Below are 13,436 nucleotides of genomic sequence, written 5' to 3'. Positions count from 1 at the left end.
GGACCCCGCCCAGGGAGCTAGCTTCGCTGTGTAGAAAGCGCTTGCTGGGCGGGTGGGCAGGCGTTCGCCGAACTGGACGGGGCGTACGACGCCCACGGAGGGGACCGACGTGACACGCAAGACGGTGCGTATCGCCATGAACGGCGTCACCGGACGCATGGGTTACCGCCAGCACCTCGTCCGGTCGATCCTCGCCCTGCGCGAACAGGGCGGCCTCGACCTCGGCGACGGCACCGTGCTCTGGCCCGAGCCCGTCCTGGTCGGCCGCCGCGAGCACGCCCTGCGGGAGATCGCCGACCGGCACGGCCTCACCGAGGTCTCCACCGACGTCGACGCCGTCCTCGCCGACCCCTCCGTCGACCTCTACTTCGACGCCCAGGTCACCTCCGCCCGCGAGGAGGCCCTCGGGAAGGCGATCACCGCGGGCAAGCACGTCTACACCGAGAAGCCCACCGCCACCGGCCTGGACGGCGCCCTCGCCCTCGCCCGCCTCGCCCACGCCCGGGGCGTCCGGCACGGCGTCGTCCAGGACAAGATCTTCCTGCCGGGCCTGCGGAAACTGAAGCGGCTCGTCGACGGCGGCTTCTTCGGCCGGATCCTCTCCGTGCGCGGCGAGTTCGGCTACTGGGTCTTCGAGGGCGACTGGCAGCCCGCCCAGCGCCCCTCCTGGAACTACCGCGCCGAGGACGGCGGCGGCATCGTCGTCGACATGTTCCCGCACTGGGAGTACGTCCTGCACGAGCTGTTCGGCCGCGTGCGGTCCGTCCAGGCCCTCGCCACCACCCACATCCCGCAGCGCTGGGACGAACGGGGCAAGCCGTACGACGCCACCGCCGACGACGCCGCCTACGGCGTCTTCGAGCTGGAGGGCGGCGCCGTCGCCCAGATCAACTCCTCCTGGGCGGTCCGCGTCCACCGCGACGAACTGGTCGAGTTCCAGGTCGACGGCACCGAGGGCTCGGCCGTGGCCGGCCTGCGCACCTGCCGCGCGCAGCACCGCGGCGCCACCCCCAAACCCGTCTGGGACCCGGACGTCCCCACCACCGAGGCCTTCCGCGACCAGTGGCAGGAGGTCCCCGACAACACCGTGTTCGACAACGGCTTCAAAGCCCAGTGGGAGCTGTTCCTCCGGCACGTCTACGCCGACGCCCCCTACCGCTGGGACCTGCTGGCCGGCGCCCGCGGCGTCCAGCTCGCCGAACTGGGCCTGAGGTCGTCCGCCGAGGGCCGCCGCATCGAGGTACCGGAGATCTCCCTGTGACCATCCGCCTCCCCGGCGCCCAGGGCCGCCCCCGGGCCTACGAGCCGCGCGCCGAGCCCCTCGCCGTCACCCCCGGCACCCCCTTCACCTCCCGTACGGTCTTCTCCGCGGCCCACGTCGTCGCCGACCCGTACGCGGACGTCTCGCCCGGCGCGCCCGCCGCCGTCGACTGGGACGCCACCCTCGCCTTCCGCCGCCACCTGTGGTCCCACGGCCTCGGTGTCGCCGAGGCCATGGACACCGCCCAGCGCGGCATGGGCCTGGACTGGGCGGGCGCGGCCGAGCTGATCCGCCGGTCGGCGGCGGAGGCGAAGGCGGTCGGCGGCCGCATCGCCTGCGGTGCCGGCACCGACCAGATCACCGGCGGCACCCTCGCCGGCGTCCGCGCGGCGTACGAGGAACAGCTCGCCGTCGTCGAGGACGCGGGCGCCCGGGCCGTCCTCATGGCGTCCAGGGCACTGGCCGCGACCGCCACCGGCCCCGAGGACTACCTGGAGGTCTACGGCCACCTGCTGCGCCAGGCCACCGAACCCGTCGTCCTGCACTGGCTGGGCCCGATGTTCGACCCGGCACTGGAGGGCTACTGGGGCACGACGGACCTCGACGCGGCCACCGACACCTTCCTGGCGGTGATCGCGGCCCACCCCGACAAGGTCGACGGCGTCAAGGTGTCCCTGCTCGACGCGGCACGCGAGACCGACCTCAGGCGCAGGCTGCCGCGGGGGGTGCGCTGCTACACCGGCGACGACTTCCACTACCCCGAGCTGATCGCGGGCGACGACCTGGGCTTCAGCCACGCCCTGCTGGGCGTCTTCGACCCGCTGGGCCCGCTGGCGGCGCGGGCGCTCCGGGTCCTGGACACCGGGGACGTGGCCGGCTTCCGCGCCCTGCTCGACCCCACGGTCGCCCTCTCCCGGCACCTGTTCGAACCCCCCACCCGCTTCTACAAGACGGGCGTCGTCCTCCTGGCCTGGCTCGCCGGCCACCAGTCCCACTTCACCATGGTCGGCGGCCTCCAGTCGGCCCGCTCCCTCCCGCACCTGGCCCGCGCCTACGAACTCGCCGACCGACTCGGCCTGTTCCCCGACCCGGACCTCGCCGAGGAACGCATGAAGACCCTCCTCTCCCTCTACGGGGTGGACCAATGAGCACGACGCACGCCCCGGCGCGCCTCTCGATCAACCAGATGACCGTGAAGCAGCTTTCCCTCCCCGAACTCGCCGCCGCCTGCGCGGAGTCGGGCATCACCCAGGTGGGCCTGTGGCGCGAACCCGTCCAGGCGTACGGCGTCGAGGCGGCGGCCCGGCTGGTGCGCGACGCCGGCCTGACGGTGACCACCCTGTGCCGGGGCGGCTTCCTCACCGCGACCGATCCGACGGCCCGCGCGACGGCCCTGGCCGACAACCGCCGGGCGGTGGAGGAGGCCGCCACCCTCGGCACCGACACCCTGGTGCTGGTCTGCGGCGGACTGCCGCCGGGCTCCCGGGACCTGCCCGGCGCCCGGGAGCGGATCGCCGACGCCCTGGCGGTCCTCGGCCCGTACGCCGAGGACCACGGGGTGCGGCTCGCCATCGAGCCCCTGCACCCGATGTACGCCGCCGACCGCTGTGTCGTCTCCACCCTCGCCCAGGCCCTCGACCTCGCCGAACGCTTCCCCGCGCACCAGGTCGGCGTCACCGTGGACACGTACCACGTGTGGTGGGACGACCAGGCCCCCGCGCAGATCGCCCGCGCGGGCGCGGCGGGCCGCATCCACGCCTTCCAGCTCGCCGACTGGACCACCCCGCTCCCCGAGGGCGTCCTCGACGGCCGGGGCCAGCTCGGTGACGGCGCGATCGACCTGCGCGCATGGCTGCGCCACGTGGACGCCGCCGGCTACACCGGCCCCGTCGAGGTCGAACTCTTCAACGACGGCCTGTGGGCCCGGGACGGCCGGGAGGTACTGGCGGAGACGGCGGCCCGGTTCGCCACCCACGTCGGCTGAGACCCGGGACGCGCCAGACGTCAGGCCTGGAACCGACCTCGCTTCACGGCGGTCACGAAGCACGCCCAGCCGTCCGGGGAGAAGAGCAGGGCGGGACCGGCGGGCCCCGCCTTGCTGTCGCGGACGGGCACGGTGGCATGACCACGGGCGACTTCGAGGCACTCCCCTTGGTCGCCGCCGCTGTGGCTCGACTTGTACCACCCGGTGAGCGTGGCCGAGTCGACGACGGTGTCCTCACTGCTGACCATGTGCGTGTTCCTCCGCTGCTGCCCTGACCAGGGCCAGTGACTCCCGCTGCGACGAAGCGTCGCTCAGGGCCAGAGCGTAGGCCGTCTGGCCGGCGGTCACCAGGGCCGGATCGTCCAGCAGGTTCCCCGTCACGAAGCCCTCGACGTAGGCCACCGGCGCCGAGTCCTCGAAGGCCATCAGCGTGAGCAGGCTCTGCAAGAGGGCGTGCGCGCCGACCTCGTACGGCAGGACGTGCAGGCGCAACTGCCCCGCCTCGGCCATGTCGGCGATGCGCCGGAGCTGTTCCGCCATGACCTGCGGTCCGCCGACACGGCGTCGGAGGACGCCCTCGTCCAGCAGCGTCCAGACGACGGGCCGTGCGGGTCCGTCCAGAACGCGGCGGCGGTTCGTTCGGATGACGATGAACTCGTCAAGTTCCGCGGCCGTGTAGTTCGGCCTGTAGGCGCGGAAGAGGGCGCTCGCGTAGTCGTCGGTCTGCAAGATCCCCGGAACCAGCGTGAGGGCGAACTGCTGGATGATCGAGGCCTGTCGCTCCAGTTCGGCAACGACCGCGAAGTGGTCGGTGTACTTCGTCTCCAGATCCTCCAGCCACCGGGCGAAGAACCCGTCCGTCCCCAGTGCCTGGTCGATCCGTCGGGCGTCGTCGGGCTTGGGCAGGCGTCTGCCCGCCTCGTAGTGACTGATCAGCGTGGGTGAGCAGACCACCTGGTCGCCCAGTTTCTCCTGCGTGAGCCGGGCCGCCGTCCGGCGCAGCCGCAACTCCTCCCCGTACTTCTCGCGCGGCGTACGCGGCCTGTGGTCCTCGCTCATGCGGCCAACTCCCTTGTTGACGGGCGCGATGTCAACTCCCCGCCCCTGGCAGCGTAGCCACCGCCGACCCCACGCTGTGAGCGATTGGCGACAGAACGCAGTCGTCACAGGTGAGAAGGCAGGCGTCATGACGCATTTCCTGGCCCGGCTGGTGGAGCCGCTGTTGCGGTCGCTGCTGCCCGCCCGCGGGCGACGGCGCCGCGGGCCGACCGCACCGCCCCCGGGCGGTTACGCGTACCCGTACTCGTGCCGGTACGTCGGCGGCCCCACCGCGTACCGCAGGGGTGAGGCCCCGTTGCGCGGCGAGGACAGCCCGCTGGTCCGCCCCTACCTCGATCACGCGGAGACCTACGCATGAACGACCCGATGCCCGACCCCTCGGCGAGCGGGCGCCTGCTTCCCTGGACCGGCGCGGAGGGCAAGCCCTGCTACCTCCTGGGCGACGGCACCGGGTACGTCTCCCGGCTCGCGGACCGGACCGAGAGCGTGCAGCTCGGCATGGCGGGCGCCCTGCTGGAACACGCGGCCGCACTCCTCGCCGAGCACCGGCTGACCGGGGAGGAGCTGCGCTACCTGGCCCGGCGGCTCAGCGAGTCCCTGCGTGACGTCAAGCGCGTCGCGGAGAGCAGGGGCGCGCGCCTGGGCCCGGCGGACTGAACGGCGCGGTCCGGAGGGAGCCCCTTCAGAAGAACACCCCGCACCGCAGCAGCACGTTGGCGTACGGCCGGGCCTCCCCGGTGCGGACGATCAGCCGGGCGTCCGCCGACAGTTCCTTCAGCCGTTCGTGCGGGACCAGGGTGAGGCCGCCGGGGAAGCGCGACTCCAGCAGCCGCGTCACCGCCGGGTTGGCCGCCTCCGTCTCGCGGGCCGCCGTCGCGCCCTCCACCACCAGCTCGGCCAGCAGGCCGTCCAGCACCTCGGCGAACGAGGGCACGCCGGCGCGGAAGGCGAGGTCCACCACCCGGGGGCCGTCCGGGATCGGCAGGCCCGCGTCGCAGACCAGCACCCCGTGCCCGTGCCCCAGCTCGGCGAGGGCCCCGGACAGCCCGCGGTTGAGGATGCCCGCCTTCTTCACAGCGCCTCGACCTCCGCCGCCGTGGGGTACGACTCCTGCGCGCCCCGCCGGGTCACGGCCGCCGCGCCGACCCGGGCCGCGTAGGCAGCCGCCTCGGCCAGGTCGGCCCCGGTGCCGAGCCGCCAGGCCAGGGCCGCGGTGAAGGCGTCGCCCGCGCCGGTGGTGTCCACGGCGTCCACCCGTACCGACGGCACCCGTGTCACCCCGGAGCGGTCGCACACCAGCGCCCCGTCCGCGCCCAGCGTCACCACCACCGAGCGCGGGCCCTTGGCCAGCAGCAGCCGCGCCCAGTCCGCGGGGTCCTCGCTCACGCAGGCGTCCCCGAGGACCACCCGCGCCTCGTGCTCGTTGACGATCAGCGGGTCGCAGGCCGCGAGTACCTCCGTGGGCAGCGCGCGCGGGGGAGAGGGGTTCAGGACGAAACGGCTGCCGGGAGCGAGGTCGCGCACCACCTCCACGACCGTCTCCAGCGGGATCTCCAGCTGCGCCGACACCACCCGTGACGCGTGGAAGAGGCTGGTGGCCGCCCGGACGTCCGCCGGCGTGAGCCGGGAGTTCGCGCCGGGCGACACCACGATGCTGTTGTCCCCGGACGGGTCGACGGTGATGAGCGCGACGCCGGTCGGCGCGCCGCCCACCAGGACACCCACCGTGTCGGCCCCGGCGGTGCGCAGGGAGTCGAGCAGCAGCCGGCCGTGCGCGTCGTCACCGACCCGGGCCAGCAGGGCGGTGGCGGCGCCGAGCCGGGCGGCGGCGACCGCCTGGTTGGCGCCCTTGCCGCCCGGGTGGACGCTCAGGTCGCCGCCGAGCACCGTCTCGCCGGCGGCCGGCCGCCGCTCGACACCGATCACCAGGTCGGCGTTGGCCGATCCCACGACCAGGAGGTCGTAGTCGTACATCTGTGGACTCCCCTGAGAGATGACTCCGGGCGGACGGCGGTACCGGACGCGCTGTCCGGTACCGCCGTCCGCCCCCGACGTCTTGTCAGCCGCCGAAGCCGGCCACGTTGTCCTTGGTGACCACCTTCACCGGCACCTTCACCATCGGCCGGACCTTCTTGCCCTGGACCGCCCGGAGCGCGTTGTCCACGGCGGTCCGGCCCAGCTGGGCGGGCTGCTGGGCGACCGACGCGTACAGCGTGCCGTCCTTGACCGCGGTCAGCCCGTCCGGGGTGCCGTCGAAGCCGACGACCTGCACGGACCGGCCGGCCCTGGAGCCGAGCGCCCTGATCGCGCCGAGGGCCATCTCGTCGTTGGCGGCGACGACGCCCTGCACGTCGGGGTGGGCCTGGAGCAGGTTGGACATCACGTCCAGGCCCTTGGTGCGGTCGAAGTCGGCGGGCTGCTGGGCCAGCACCCGGATGCCGGGGTAGGCCTTGAGCCCGTTGGCGAAGCCCTGCGCGCGCTCCCGGGCCGCGGAGGTGCCCGCCTGGCCCTGGAGGATCACGATCCGGCCCTTGCCGCCGAGCTTCTCGGCGATCGTCTTCGCGGCCAGCTCGCCGCCGGCGACGTTGTCGGAGGCCACCAGGGCGTCGACGGACGCCTTGTTGACGCCCCGGTCGACGGCGATCACCGGGATGCCCGCGCGGCCGGCGGCCTTCACCGAGTTGCCGGCGGCGTCGGAGTCCACCGGGTTGACGATGACCGCCCCCAGCCGGGAACTGGTGAAGTTCTGCACCTGGTTGGCCTGTTGGGAGGCGTCGTTCTGGGCGTCGGTGACGGTGAGGTCGATGCCCAGCTTCTTCGCCTCGGCCTGGGCGCCCGTCCGGATCTGCACGAAGAAGGGGTTGTTGAGCGTCGACAGCGACAGGCCCATCCTGGGCGCCGTCGAGGGCGAGGAGCCGCCGTGCAGGAAGGAGGTCGCGCCGACCACCGCCACCGTCACCACGGCCGCGAGCCCGTACGTCGCCGCCTGCCTGCCCTTCGGCCCGCCCGTGCCGGCCGCCACCGGGGTCGCCCCGGCCTTGCGGCGCACGGTGTCCAGCAGCACCGCCAGCGCGATGACGACACCGATCACCACCTGTTGCCAGAACGCCGACACCGACAGCAGGTTCAGGCCGTTGCGCAGCACCGCGAGGATCAGCGCGCCGATCAGCGTGCCGGACGCCTTGCCGGTGCCGCCCGCCAGGGAGGCGCCGCCGATGACGACGGCGGCGATGGCGTCCAGTTCGTAGCCGTCGGCGGCCTGCGGCTGCGCCGAGGACAGCCGGGAGGCCAGGACGACACCGGCGACCGCGGCGAACACTCCCGACAGGGCGTAGATGGCGAGCTTCTGCCGCCGCACCCGCAGCCCCGACAGCCGCGCGGCCTCCTCGTTGCCGCCGATCGCGTACATCGACCGGCCGATGTAGGTCCGCCCGAGCACCAGCGCGGCGATCAGCCCCATCACCACCATGACCAGTACCGGCACCGGCAGCCAGCCGCCGAGCGTGTCGCCGAGGTGGGACACCGAGCCGGGGAAGGGGATGGGGGAGCCCTGCGAGATCACCAGGGCGAGACCGCGGCCCACCGACAGCATGGCCAGCGTCGCGATGAACGGCGGCAGCTTGCCGTAGGCGATGAGGAAACCGTTCACCAGTCCGGCGACGACACCGGTGGCGACGGCGAGGACGACGGCGAGCACCACCGGTACGCCGTGTTGCGTCGCGCTCCACGCCAGCACGGTCGCCGACAGCGCGGCGACCGAGCCGACGGAGAGGTCGATGCCCGCCGAGACGATCACGAAGGTGACACCGAAGGCGAGGATCGCCGTCACGGCCGCCTGGACACCGATGTTCAGCAGGTTGTCCGTCGTCAGGAAGTCGCCGGACAGCGCCGACAGGGCGACGACCAGGACGATGAGCGCGGTCAGGGCGCCGTTGTCGAGGAGCAGCCGGCGCAGGCCGCCCGGGGCGTCACCCGCGCCCGTCGTGCTTCTGAGCGTGTCAGTGGCCACGGGTGGCCTCCTTCTGGGTCTCGGTGTTCGGGGTGGTGACGGGCCCGGGACCGGCGGCCCCGGTCCCGGTGGCGGGGGAGGAGACGGCGAGCGCCATGACGGCGTCCTGCGTGGCCTCACCGGCCGCGAGTTCACCGGCGATCCGGCCCTGGGCCATGACCAGCACCCGGTCGCTCATGCCGAGCACCTCCGGCAGATCGCTGGAGATCATCAGGACGGCGGCCCCGGCGGCCGTCAGTTCGTTGATCAGCTGGTAGATCTCGACCTTCGCGCCGACGTCGATGCCGCGGGTCGGCTCGTCGAGGATCAGCACCCGGGTGTCGGCCAGCAGCCACTTGCCGATGACGACCTTCTGCTGGTTGCCGCCGGACAGGGTGCGCACCTGCTGACCGAGCCCGGCCATGCGCACGCCCAGCTGTCCGGCGATCCGCCCGGCCGCCGCGCGCTGCGCCCCCCGGTCCACCAGTCCGGCGCGGGTCGCTGAGCGCAGCGTCACCAGCCCGAGGTTCTCCTCCACGGAGGCGTCCAGCACCAGCCCCTGGCCCTTGCGGTCCTCCGGCACCAGCCCGATCCCGGCCGCCATCGCCGCGTTCACGTCGTGCCGCCTGAGCCGGCCGCCCGACACCCGGACCGCCCCGTGGTCGTACGGATCGGCGCCGAACACGGCCCGCGCCACCTCCGTCCGCCCGGCGCCCACGAGTCCGGCGATGCCGACGACCTCACCGGCGCGCACCTCGAAGCTCACGTCGTGGAAGACGCCGTCCCGGGTGAGTTGCTCGACCGACAGCAGCGGGGCGCCCCGCTCGGGCCGCTCCCGCGGGTACTGCTGCTCGATGGACCGCCCCACCATCAGCCGTACGAGTTCGTCCTCGGGCGTCGAGGCGGGCACCTGCCCGACGCTCCTGCCGTCCCGGATCACGGTGACCCGGTCCCCGAGGGCGGCGATCTCCTCCAGGTGGTGGGTGATGAAGACGATGCCGACGCCGTCCGCGCGCAGCGAGCGCACGATGGCGAACAGCTTCTCCACCTCCTCGGAGGTGAGTACGGCGGTCGGCTCGTCCATGACCAGGACCCGCGCCTCGACGCTGAGCGCCTTGGCGATCTCCACCATCTGGAGCCGGGCGACCCCGAGGTCCCGCACGCGCGCCCGGGGCGGGACGTCGACGCCCACCCGCTCCAGCAGTTCGGCCGCCTCCGCCTCCATCCGCTTGCGGTCGATCATCCCGAAGCGGCGCGGCTGCCGTCCCAGGAAGATGTTCTCCGCGACGGTCAGGTCGGGCACCAGGTTGAACTCCTGGTAGATGGTGGCGATCCCGAGCCGCTCGGCGTCCTGGGCGCCCTGGATGCGCACCTCCCGGCCGCCGACGTGGATCCGTCCCGCGTCGGGCGTGTAGGCACCGGAGAGCGTCTTGATGAGGGTGCTCTTGCCGGCGCCGTTCTCACCGAGCAGCACGTGGACCTCGCCCCGGCGCAGGTCGAAGTCGACGCCGTCGAGCGCGACCACGCCGGGGAAGGTCTTGCGTATGCCCTCGATGCGCAGCAACTCGTCCGGGTCGCTCACGGCGTGCTCCTTCGCACTGGGGAGGGGACTGGGGAAGAGGAAGGGACTGGGGTAGAGGAGGGGGCGGGGGACCGCGGGGGCCGGGCCGGCGCGCCGCACGAGCGGCGCACGACGAGCCGGGCGGGCAGGGTGACGGAGCGCGGGGCGCGCCCCTCGATCCGGTCGGCCAGCGCGCGCACGGCGGCACGCCCCAGCTCGCCGGTCGGCTGCGCGATCGCGGTCACCGGCGGATCGGTGTGCACGAACCACGGGATGTCGTCGAACGCGGCCAGCGCGATGTCGTCCGGCACGCGCAGCCCGCGCGCGCGGACGGCGTCCAGCGCGCCGAGCGCCATCAGGTTGTCGGCGGCGAACACCACCTCCGGCGGCCGGGGGAGGTCCAGGAACCCCTCGGTCACCCGCCGCCCGCTCTCCGCCTGGAAGTCGCCCTGACCGATGTAGGCGTCCGGGAGCGGGACGCCGTACTCGGCGAGGGCCGCCCGGAAGGCCTCGACGCGCTCACTGCCGGTCGTGGTGGCCGCCGGACCCGCGATGATCGCGAGTCGGCGGTGCCCGAGCCCGTACAGGTGCGCCACGAGATCGCGTACGGCCGTCCGCCCGTCGGCCCGCACGACCGGCACGTCCACGCCCGGGATCCAGCGGTCGACGAAGACCATCGGGGTCCCGGCGCGCACGGCGTCCAGCATCAGCGGCGAGCCGCCGTCGGTCGGCGACACGAGCAGGCCGTCGATGCGCCGGTCCAGCAGGTTGCGCACGTGGTGGTCCTGGAGGTCGGGCCGCTCGTCGGCGTTGCCGATGATCACGCTGTAGCCGAGGGCGCGGGCCTCCTCCTCGACGGACCGGGCCAGCTCGGTGAAGTACGGGTTCAGTACGTCGCTGATCACCAGCCCGAGGGTGTGGGTCTGGTCGGTCCGCAGGGACCGGGCGACGGCGTTGGGCCGGTAGCCGAGGGCGTCGACGGCGGCCAGCACCCGCGCCCGTGCGTCGGCGCTGACCGACGGATGCGCGTTCAGCACCCGCGACACCGTGGCCACGGAGACCCCGGCCGCGGCGGCGACGTCCTTGATGCTCGCCATGAGCCGCCTCCACCTCCTTGTGGAATCGTTTACACGACTGCTCCGGGGAGCATTGGAATCGATTACACGACGGGACGGCAAGGGGCCCGGGTCGGCCGAGACCCAATCGTGACCCGTCCCGCTCCGGACCCCGGAGCGTCACCGGCGCAGCGGTACCGGGCGGCCCGCGGAGTCCCGCACACTGGTCGTGGCCGACGGCCGGAGAACCGTCACAGGGGTAGGCCCGTCCCCCGTGGGTACGCGTGCTCGGCGTCCTCCCGGTCCTCCCGGTGAGGACGCCCGCCCCGACACGCGACGAAGCAATGGGAGAAGACATGCGGCTCCGCCAGCCGGCCCTGGCACTGTCCCGGTGCTCCGCGGAAGTGCTGGCCGGGCGGTACCGCCTGGACACGGTCATCGGCTCCGGTGGCGCGGGCGACGTCCACCGGGGTCTCGACCTGCGCCTGAAACGGCCGGTCGCGGTCAAGGTCTTCCGCGCCGACGCCGACCTCGACATGGAGGACCGCCTCGACAACGAGGCGGTGATCCTGGCCCGGCTGCACCACCCCGGCCTGGTCACCGTCTACGACGCCGGCCGGCACAACGGCCGCCCCTACCTGGTCATGCAGCTGATCGAGGGCCCCACGCTGAAGGGCCGCATCGCCGCCGGACCCCTGGCCCCCGACGAGACCGCCGCGCTCGGCGCCGGCCTCGCCCGGGCCCTGTCCCACGCGCACGAGGCGGGGGTCGTCCACCGCGACGTGAAACCCTCGAACATCATCCTGGACGCCGACGGACACCCCCACCTGACCGACTTCGGCATCTCCCGGCTGCTCGACTCCACCACCCGCACCGCCACCGGCACCCTCATCGGCACCGCCGCCTACCTCTCCCCCGAGCAGGTGCTCGGCCGGTCCGTCGGCCCGCCCGCCGACGTCTACGCCCTCGGACTGGTCCTCCTCGAATGCGTCACCGGCAGGCTCGAGTACGACGGAGGCCCCCTGGAGGCCGCCATCGCCCGCCTCCACCGCAGCCCCGAACTGCCCGACCGCCTGCCGGACGAATTCGCCGCGCTGCTCCGCGACATGACCGCGATGGAGGCACCCGACCGGCCCACGGCGGACGACTGCGCCAGGACACTGGCCGCGCTCGCCGGCACGGCCGGGTCACGGCCGGTGCCGCCCCCGGCCGACGTCACGAGCATGGTCCCCCGGGAGGCACCGGCAGCATCCGACCGCACGCACCCGCACGCGCCGTTCGTCGGGAGCGCGTCCGGCGGCGCGTCCGGGCGGAGAACCGTGCCCGCGCGGGGGCGGATCGCGGTCGCAGGTGGCGCGGCCGCGCTCGCCGCCGTCATGGCCGCCGCGTTCACCGTCTCCGACGGCTCCACCCACCGGGGAGGCGGCCCCGCGACGACCCGGGCCGCCGGCACCCCTGCCACGGACACCGGGCACCCGGACACTTCCCCCGCCCGGGACGAGCCCGGCCCCACGACTCCGACGTCCCCCACCGGCGACGCCTCCCCCGTACGGCTCCGCTCCGCCGCGCTCGAGCGCACCGGGAGCCCCACGCCGACGCCGACCCACGAGCGGACCGCCACCCCGACCGGGCCCCGTTCACCGATCCCGCCGTCACACACCACCGCGGGTGGCCCGCCGGTCACGAAGACGGCGCGAACCCCCGGCGAACACCTCGGCGGGCCCGGCAAGCCCGATAAGCCCGGCAAGGCGGAGAAGGCGCAGGAGAAGGCCCAGGAGAAGGCGGAGAAGAAGGCTGAGAAGGAGGCCGGGAAGAAGGCGGGGAAGAAGGCGGGGAAGAAGGCGGGGAAGAGGAAGAAGAAGTAACGCCCCTCACCGCTCGGCGAACAACTCCCCCGCGTCGGTGGCTCGTACGGCGCGCTGGGCCCAGACCTTGAGCTGGTCGAGGTCCGTGCAGGAGTTCACCCGTTCGCGGACGGGGTGGGGTACCGGGATGTCGCGCCATTCGAGGGTGGACCGCCTGCCGACGTTCGGTGATGCTCCCCAATTCCCGGCCGAGCTCCCCCCCTCTTCCCGGCCCTGCTCCCGTCCTTCCTCGCGCACCTGTTCGGCCAGCGGGTGGCGCCAGAAGTACTGGATTGCCATTGTCGGAGCCTCCGCGTCGGCGCGTTCGGAGGGCCGTGGCCGGACTGAGTCACGGCCCGACTGCCCTTCACTCTCCGTTGAACAGCTCCGCCACGTCGGTGGCTTCCCACGCACGATCGATCCAGGTCTCAAGCTGGTCAAGGTCCGTGCAGGCGTTCACTCGCTCGCGGACAGGGCCGGGTGCTGGGATGCCGCGCTTTTCGAGAATGCGGAAAATCATCTGCTGCCTGCTCTCGATGCGCCCCTCTTCCCGGCCCTGCTCCCGTCCTTCCTCGCGCACCTGTTCGGCCGGGTGGCGCCAGAAGTACTGGATTGCCATTGTCGGAGCCTCCGCGTCGGCGCGTTCGGAGGGCCGTGGCCGGACTGAGTCACGGCCCGACTGCC

Annotated in this window: 14 protein-coding genes and 1 pseudogene; 6 read left to right on the top strand and 9 right to left on the bottom strand. The window is 73.4% G+C overall.

Translation table 11 applies throughout. The features are described from left to right. Nucleotides 1-109 precede the first annotated feature (109 nt). From ACIQVT_RS33915 to ACIQVT_RS33905, 3 genes are read left to right on the top strand one after another with little or no spacing between them, the layout of a single operon-like run. Nucleotides 110-1,261 carry a Gfo/Idh/MocA family protein gene (locus ACIQVT_RS33915; RefSeq protein WP_403763319.1) on the top strand — a complete coding sequence of 384 codons (1,152 nt, stop codon included), beginning with the start codon at nucleotides 110-112 and terminating at the stop codon, nucleotides 1,259-1,261. Then, nucleotides 1,258-2,409 carry a dihydrodipicolinate synthase family protein gene (locus ACIQVT_RS33910; protein ID WP_403763315.1) on the top strand — a complete coding sequence of 384 codons (1,152 nt, stop codon included), beginning with the start codon at nucleotides 1,258-1,260 and terminating at the stop codon, nucleotides 2,407-2,409. The genes ACIQVT_RS33915 and ACIQVT_RS33910 overlap by 4 nt, the downstream gene beginning before the upstream one ends. Then, nucleotides 2,406-3,245 (top strand): sugar phosphate isomerase/epimerase family protein, encoded by an 840-nt coding sequence (locus ACIQVT_RS33905; RefSeq protein ID WP_403763312.1) that lies wholly within the window; start codon nucleotides 2,406-2,408, stop codon nucleotides 3,243-3,245. The genes ACIQVT_RS33910 and ACIQVT_RS33905 overlap by 4 nt, the downstream gene beginning before the upstream one ends. A 20-nt stretch (nucleotides 3,246-3,265) precedes the next feature. Here the strand turns inward: ACIQVT_RS33905 and ACIQVT_RS33900 are convergent, their stop codons facing one another. Both ACIQVT_RS33900 and ACIQVT_RS33895 read right to left on the bottom strand, forming a co-directional pair. Then, nucleotides 3,266-3,493, bottom strand: a complete 228-nt coding sequence (locus tag ACIQVT_RS33900; RefSeq protein ID WP_403763310.1) for a DUF397 domain-containing protein — start codon at nucleotides 3,491-3,493, stop codon at nucleotides 3,266-3,268. Continuing rightward, entirely contained in the window at nucleotides 3,480-4,304 is an 825-nt protein-coding gene (locus tag ACIQVT_RS33895) for a Scr1 family TA system antitoxin-like transcriptional regulator (protein WP_403763307.1), read from the bottom strand. Before ACIQVT_RS33895 ends, ACIQVT_RS33900 begins: the two co-directional genes overlap by 14 nt. A gap of 127 nt (nucleotides 4,305-4,431) precedes the next feature. On the opposite strand from ACIQVT_RS33895, the gene ACIQVT_RS33890 reads away from it, so the two are divergent. After that, nucleotides 4,432-4,662 carry a hypothetical protein gene (locus ACIQVT_RS33890; protein ID WP_403763304.1) on the top strand — a complete coding sequence of 77 codons (231 nt, stop codon included), beginning with the start codon at nucleotides 4,432-4,434 and terminating at the stop codon, nucleotides 4,660-4,662. Further along, complete coding sequence (locus tag ACIQVT_RS33885) at nucleotides 4,659-4,961, top strand: hypothetical protein (protein ID WP_403763301.1); 303 nt, start codon at nucleotides 4,659-4,661, stop codon at nucleotides 4,959-4,961. Before ACIQVT_RS33890 ends, ACIQVT_RS33885 begins: the two co-directional genes overlap by 4 nt. A gap of 25 nt (nucleotides 4,962-4,986) precedes the next feature. On the opposite strand, the gene rbsD is transcribed toward ACIQVT_RS33885, so the two are convergent. The 5 genes from rbsD to ACIQVT_RS33860 all read right to left on the bottom strand — a co-directional run bounded on the left by rbsD (nucleotide 4,987) and on the right by ACIQVT_RS33860 (nucleotide 10,950). Beyond that, entirely contained in the window at nucleotides 4,987-5,379 is a 393-nt protein-coding gene (gene rbsD, locus ACIQVT_RS33880; protein WP_403763298.1) for a D-ribose pyranase, read from the bottom strand. Continuing rightward, nucleotides 5,376-6,278, bottom strand: a complete 903-nt coding sequence (locus ACIQVT_RS33875; RefSeq protein WP_403763295.1) for a ribokinase — start codon at nucleotides 6,276-6,278, stop codon at nucleotides 5,376-5,378. The genes rbsD and ACIQVT_RS33875 overlap by 4 nt, the downstream gene beginning before the upstream one ends. An 85-nt stretch (nucleotides 6,279-6,363) precedes the next feature. Continuing rightward, the gene (locus ACIQVT_RS33870; RefSeq protein WP_403763292.1) at nucleotides 6,364-8,313 is read right to left on the bottom strand and encodes a substrate-binding domain-containing protein; all 1,950 of its coding nucleotides are present in this window, start codon (nucleotides 8,311-8,313) and stop codon (nucleotides 6,364-6,366) included. Continuing rightward, entirely contained in the window at nucleotides 8,303-9,874 is a 1,572-nt protein-coding gene (locus ACIQVT_RS33865; RefSeq protein WP_403763289.1) for a sugar ABC transporter ATP-binding protein, read from the bottom strand. The genes ACIQVT_RS33870 and ACIQVT_RS33865 overlap by 11 nt, the downstream gene beginning before the upstream one ends. After that, the gene (locus tag ACIQVT_RS33860; RefSeq protein ID WP_403763286.1) at nucleotides 9,871-10,950 is read right to left on the bottom strand and encodes a LacI family DNA-binding transcriptional regulator; all 1,080 of its coding nucleotides are present in this window, start codon (nucleotides 10,948-10,950) and stop codon (nucleotides 9,871-9,873) included. The genes ACIQVT_RS33865 and ACIQVT_RS33860 overlap by 4 nt, the downstream gene beginning before the upstream one ends. Nucleotides 10,951-11,264: 314 nt before the next feature. Between ACIQVT_RS33860 and ACIQVT_RS33855 the strand changes: the two genes are divergently transcribed. Continuing rightward, the gene (locus ACIQVT_RS33855) at nucleotides 11,265-12,773 is read left to right on the top strand and encodes a protein kinase (protein ID WP_403763283.1); all 1,509 of its coding nucleotides are present in this window, start codon (nucleotides 11,265-11,267) and stop codon (nucleotides 12,771-12,773) included. A 6-nt stretch (nucleotides 12,774-12,779) separates the two neighbouring features. Here ACIQVT_RS33855 and ACIQVT_RS33850 read toward each other — a convergent pair whose 3' ends face one another. Both ACIQVT_RS33850 and ACIQVT_RS33845 read right to left on the bottom strand, forming a co-directional pair. Next, entirely contained in the window at nucleotides 12,780-13,052 is a 273-nt protein-coding gene (locus ACIQVT_RS33850; RefSeq protein ID WP_403763280.1) for a hypothetical protein, read from the bottom strand. A gap of 67 nt (nucleotides 13,053-13,119) precedes the next feature. Next, a pseudogene (locus tag ACIQVT_RS33845) lies at nucleotides 13,120-13,436 on the bottom strand (hypothetical protein); the annotation flags it as partial.

This window comes from Streptomyces sp. NPDC100445 (assembly GCF_044759735.1).
In the GTDB taxonomy this organism is placed as follows: Bacteria; Actinomycetota; Actinomycetes; order Streptomycetales; family Streptomycetaceae; genus Streptomyces.
The sequence above is the reverse complement of the archived record's forward strand: the minus strand, read 5'-3'. Positions and strand labels throughout refer to the sequence as shown.

Excerpts from the sequence above, each read along its gene's own strand:
- ACIQVT_RS33905 (WP_403763312.1), top strand. The coding sequence starts at position 2,406 with ATGAGCACGACGCACGCCCCGGCGCGCCTCTCGATCAACCAGATGACC.
- ACIQVT_RS33885 (WP_403763301.1), top strand. The coding sequence starts at position 4,659 with ATGAACGACCCGATGCCCGACCCCTCGGCGAGCGGGCGCCTGCTTCCC.
- ACIQVT_RS33860 (WP_403763286.1), bottom strand. The coding sequence starts at position 10,950 with ATGGCGAGCATCAAGGACGTCGCCGCCGCGGCCGGGGTCTCCGTGGCC.
- ACIQVT_RS33890 (WP_403763304.1), top strand. The coding sequence starts at position 4,432 with ATGACGCATTTCCTGGCCCGGCTGGTGGAGCCGCTGTTGCGGTCGCTG.
- ACIQVT_RS33855 (WP_403763283.1), top strand. The coding sequence starts at position 11,265 with ATGCGGCTCCGCCAGCCGGCCCTGGCACTGTCCCGGTGCTCCGCGGAA.
- ACIQVT_RS33895 (WP_403763307.1), bottom strand. The coding sequence starts at position 4,304 with ATGAGCGAGGACCACAGGCCGCGTACGCCGCGCGAGAAGTACGGGGAG.
- ACIQVT_RS33875 (WP_403763295.1), bottom strand. The coding sequence starts at position 6,278 with ATGTACGACTACGACCTCCTGGTCGTGGGATCGGCCAACGCCGACCTG.
- ACIQVT_RS33900 (WP_403763310.1), bottom strand. The coding sequence starts at position 3,493 with ATGGTCAGCAGTGAGGACACCGTCGTCGACTCGGCCACGCTCACCGGG.
- ACIQVT_RS33850 (WP_403763280.1), bottom strand. The coding sequence starts at position 13,052 with ATGGCAATCCAGTACTTCTGGCGCCACCCGCTGGCCGAACAGGTGCGC.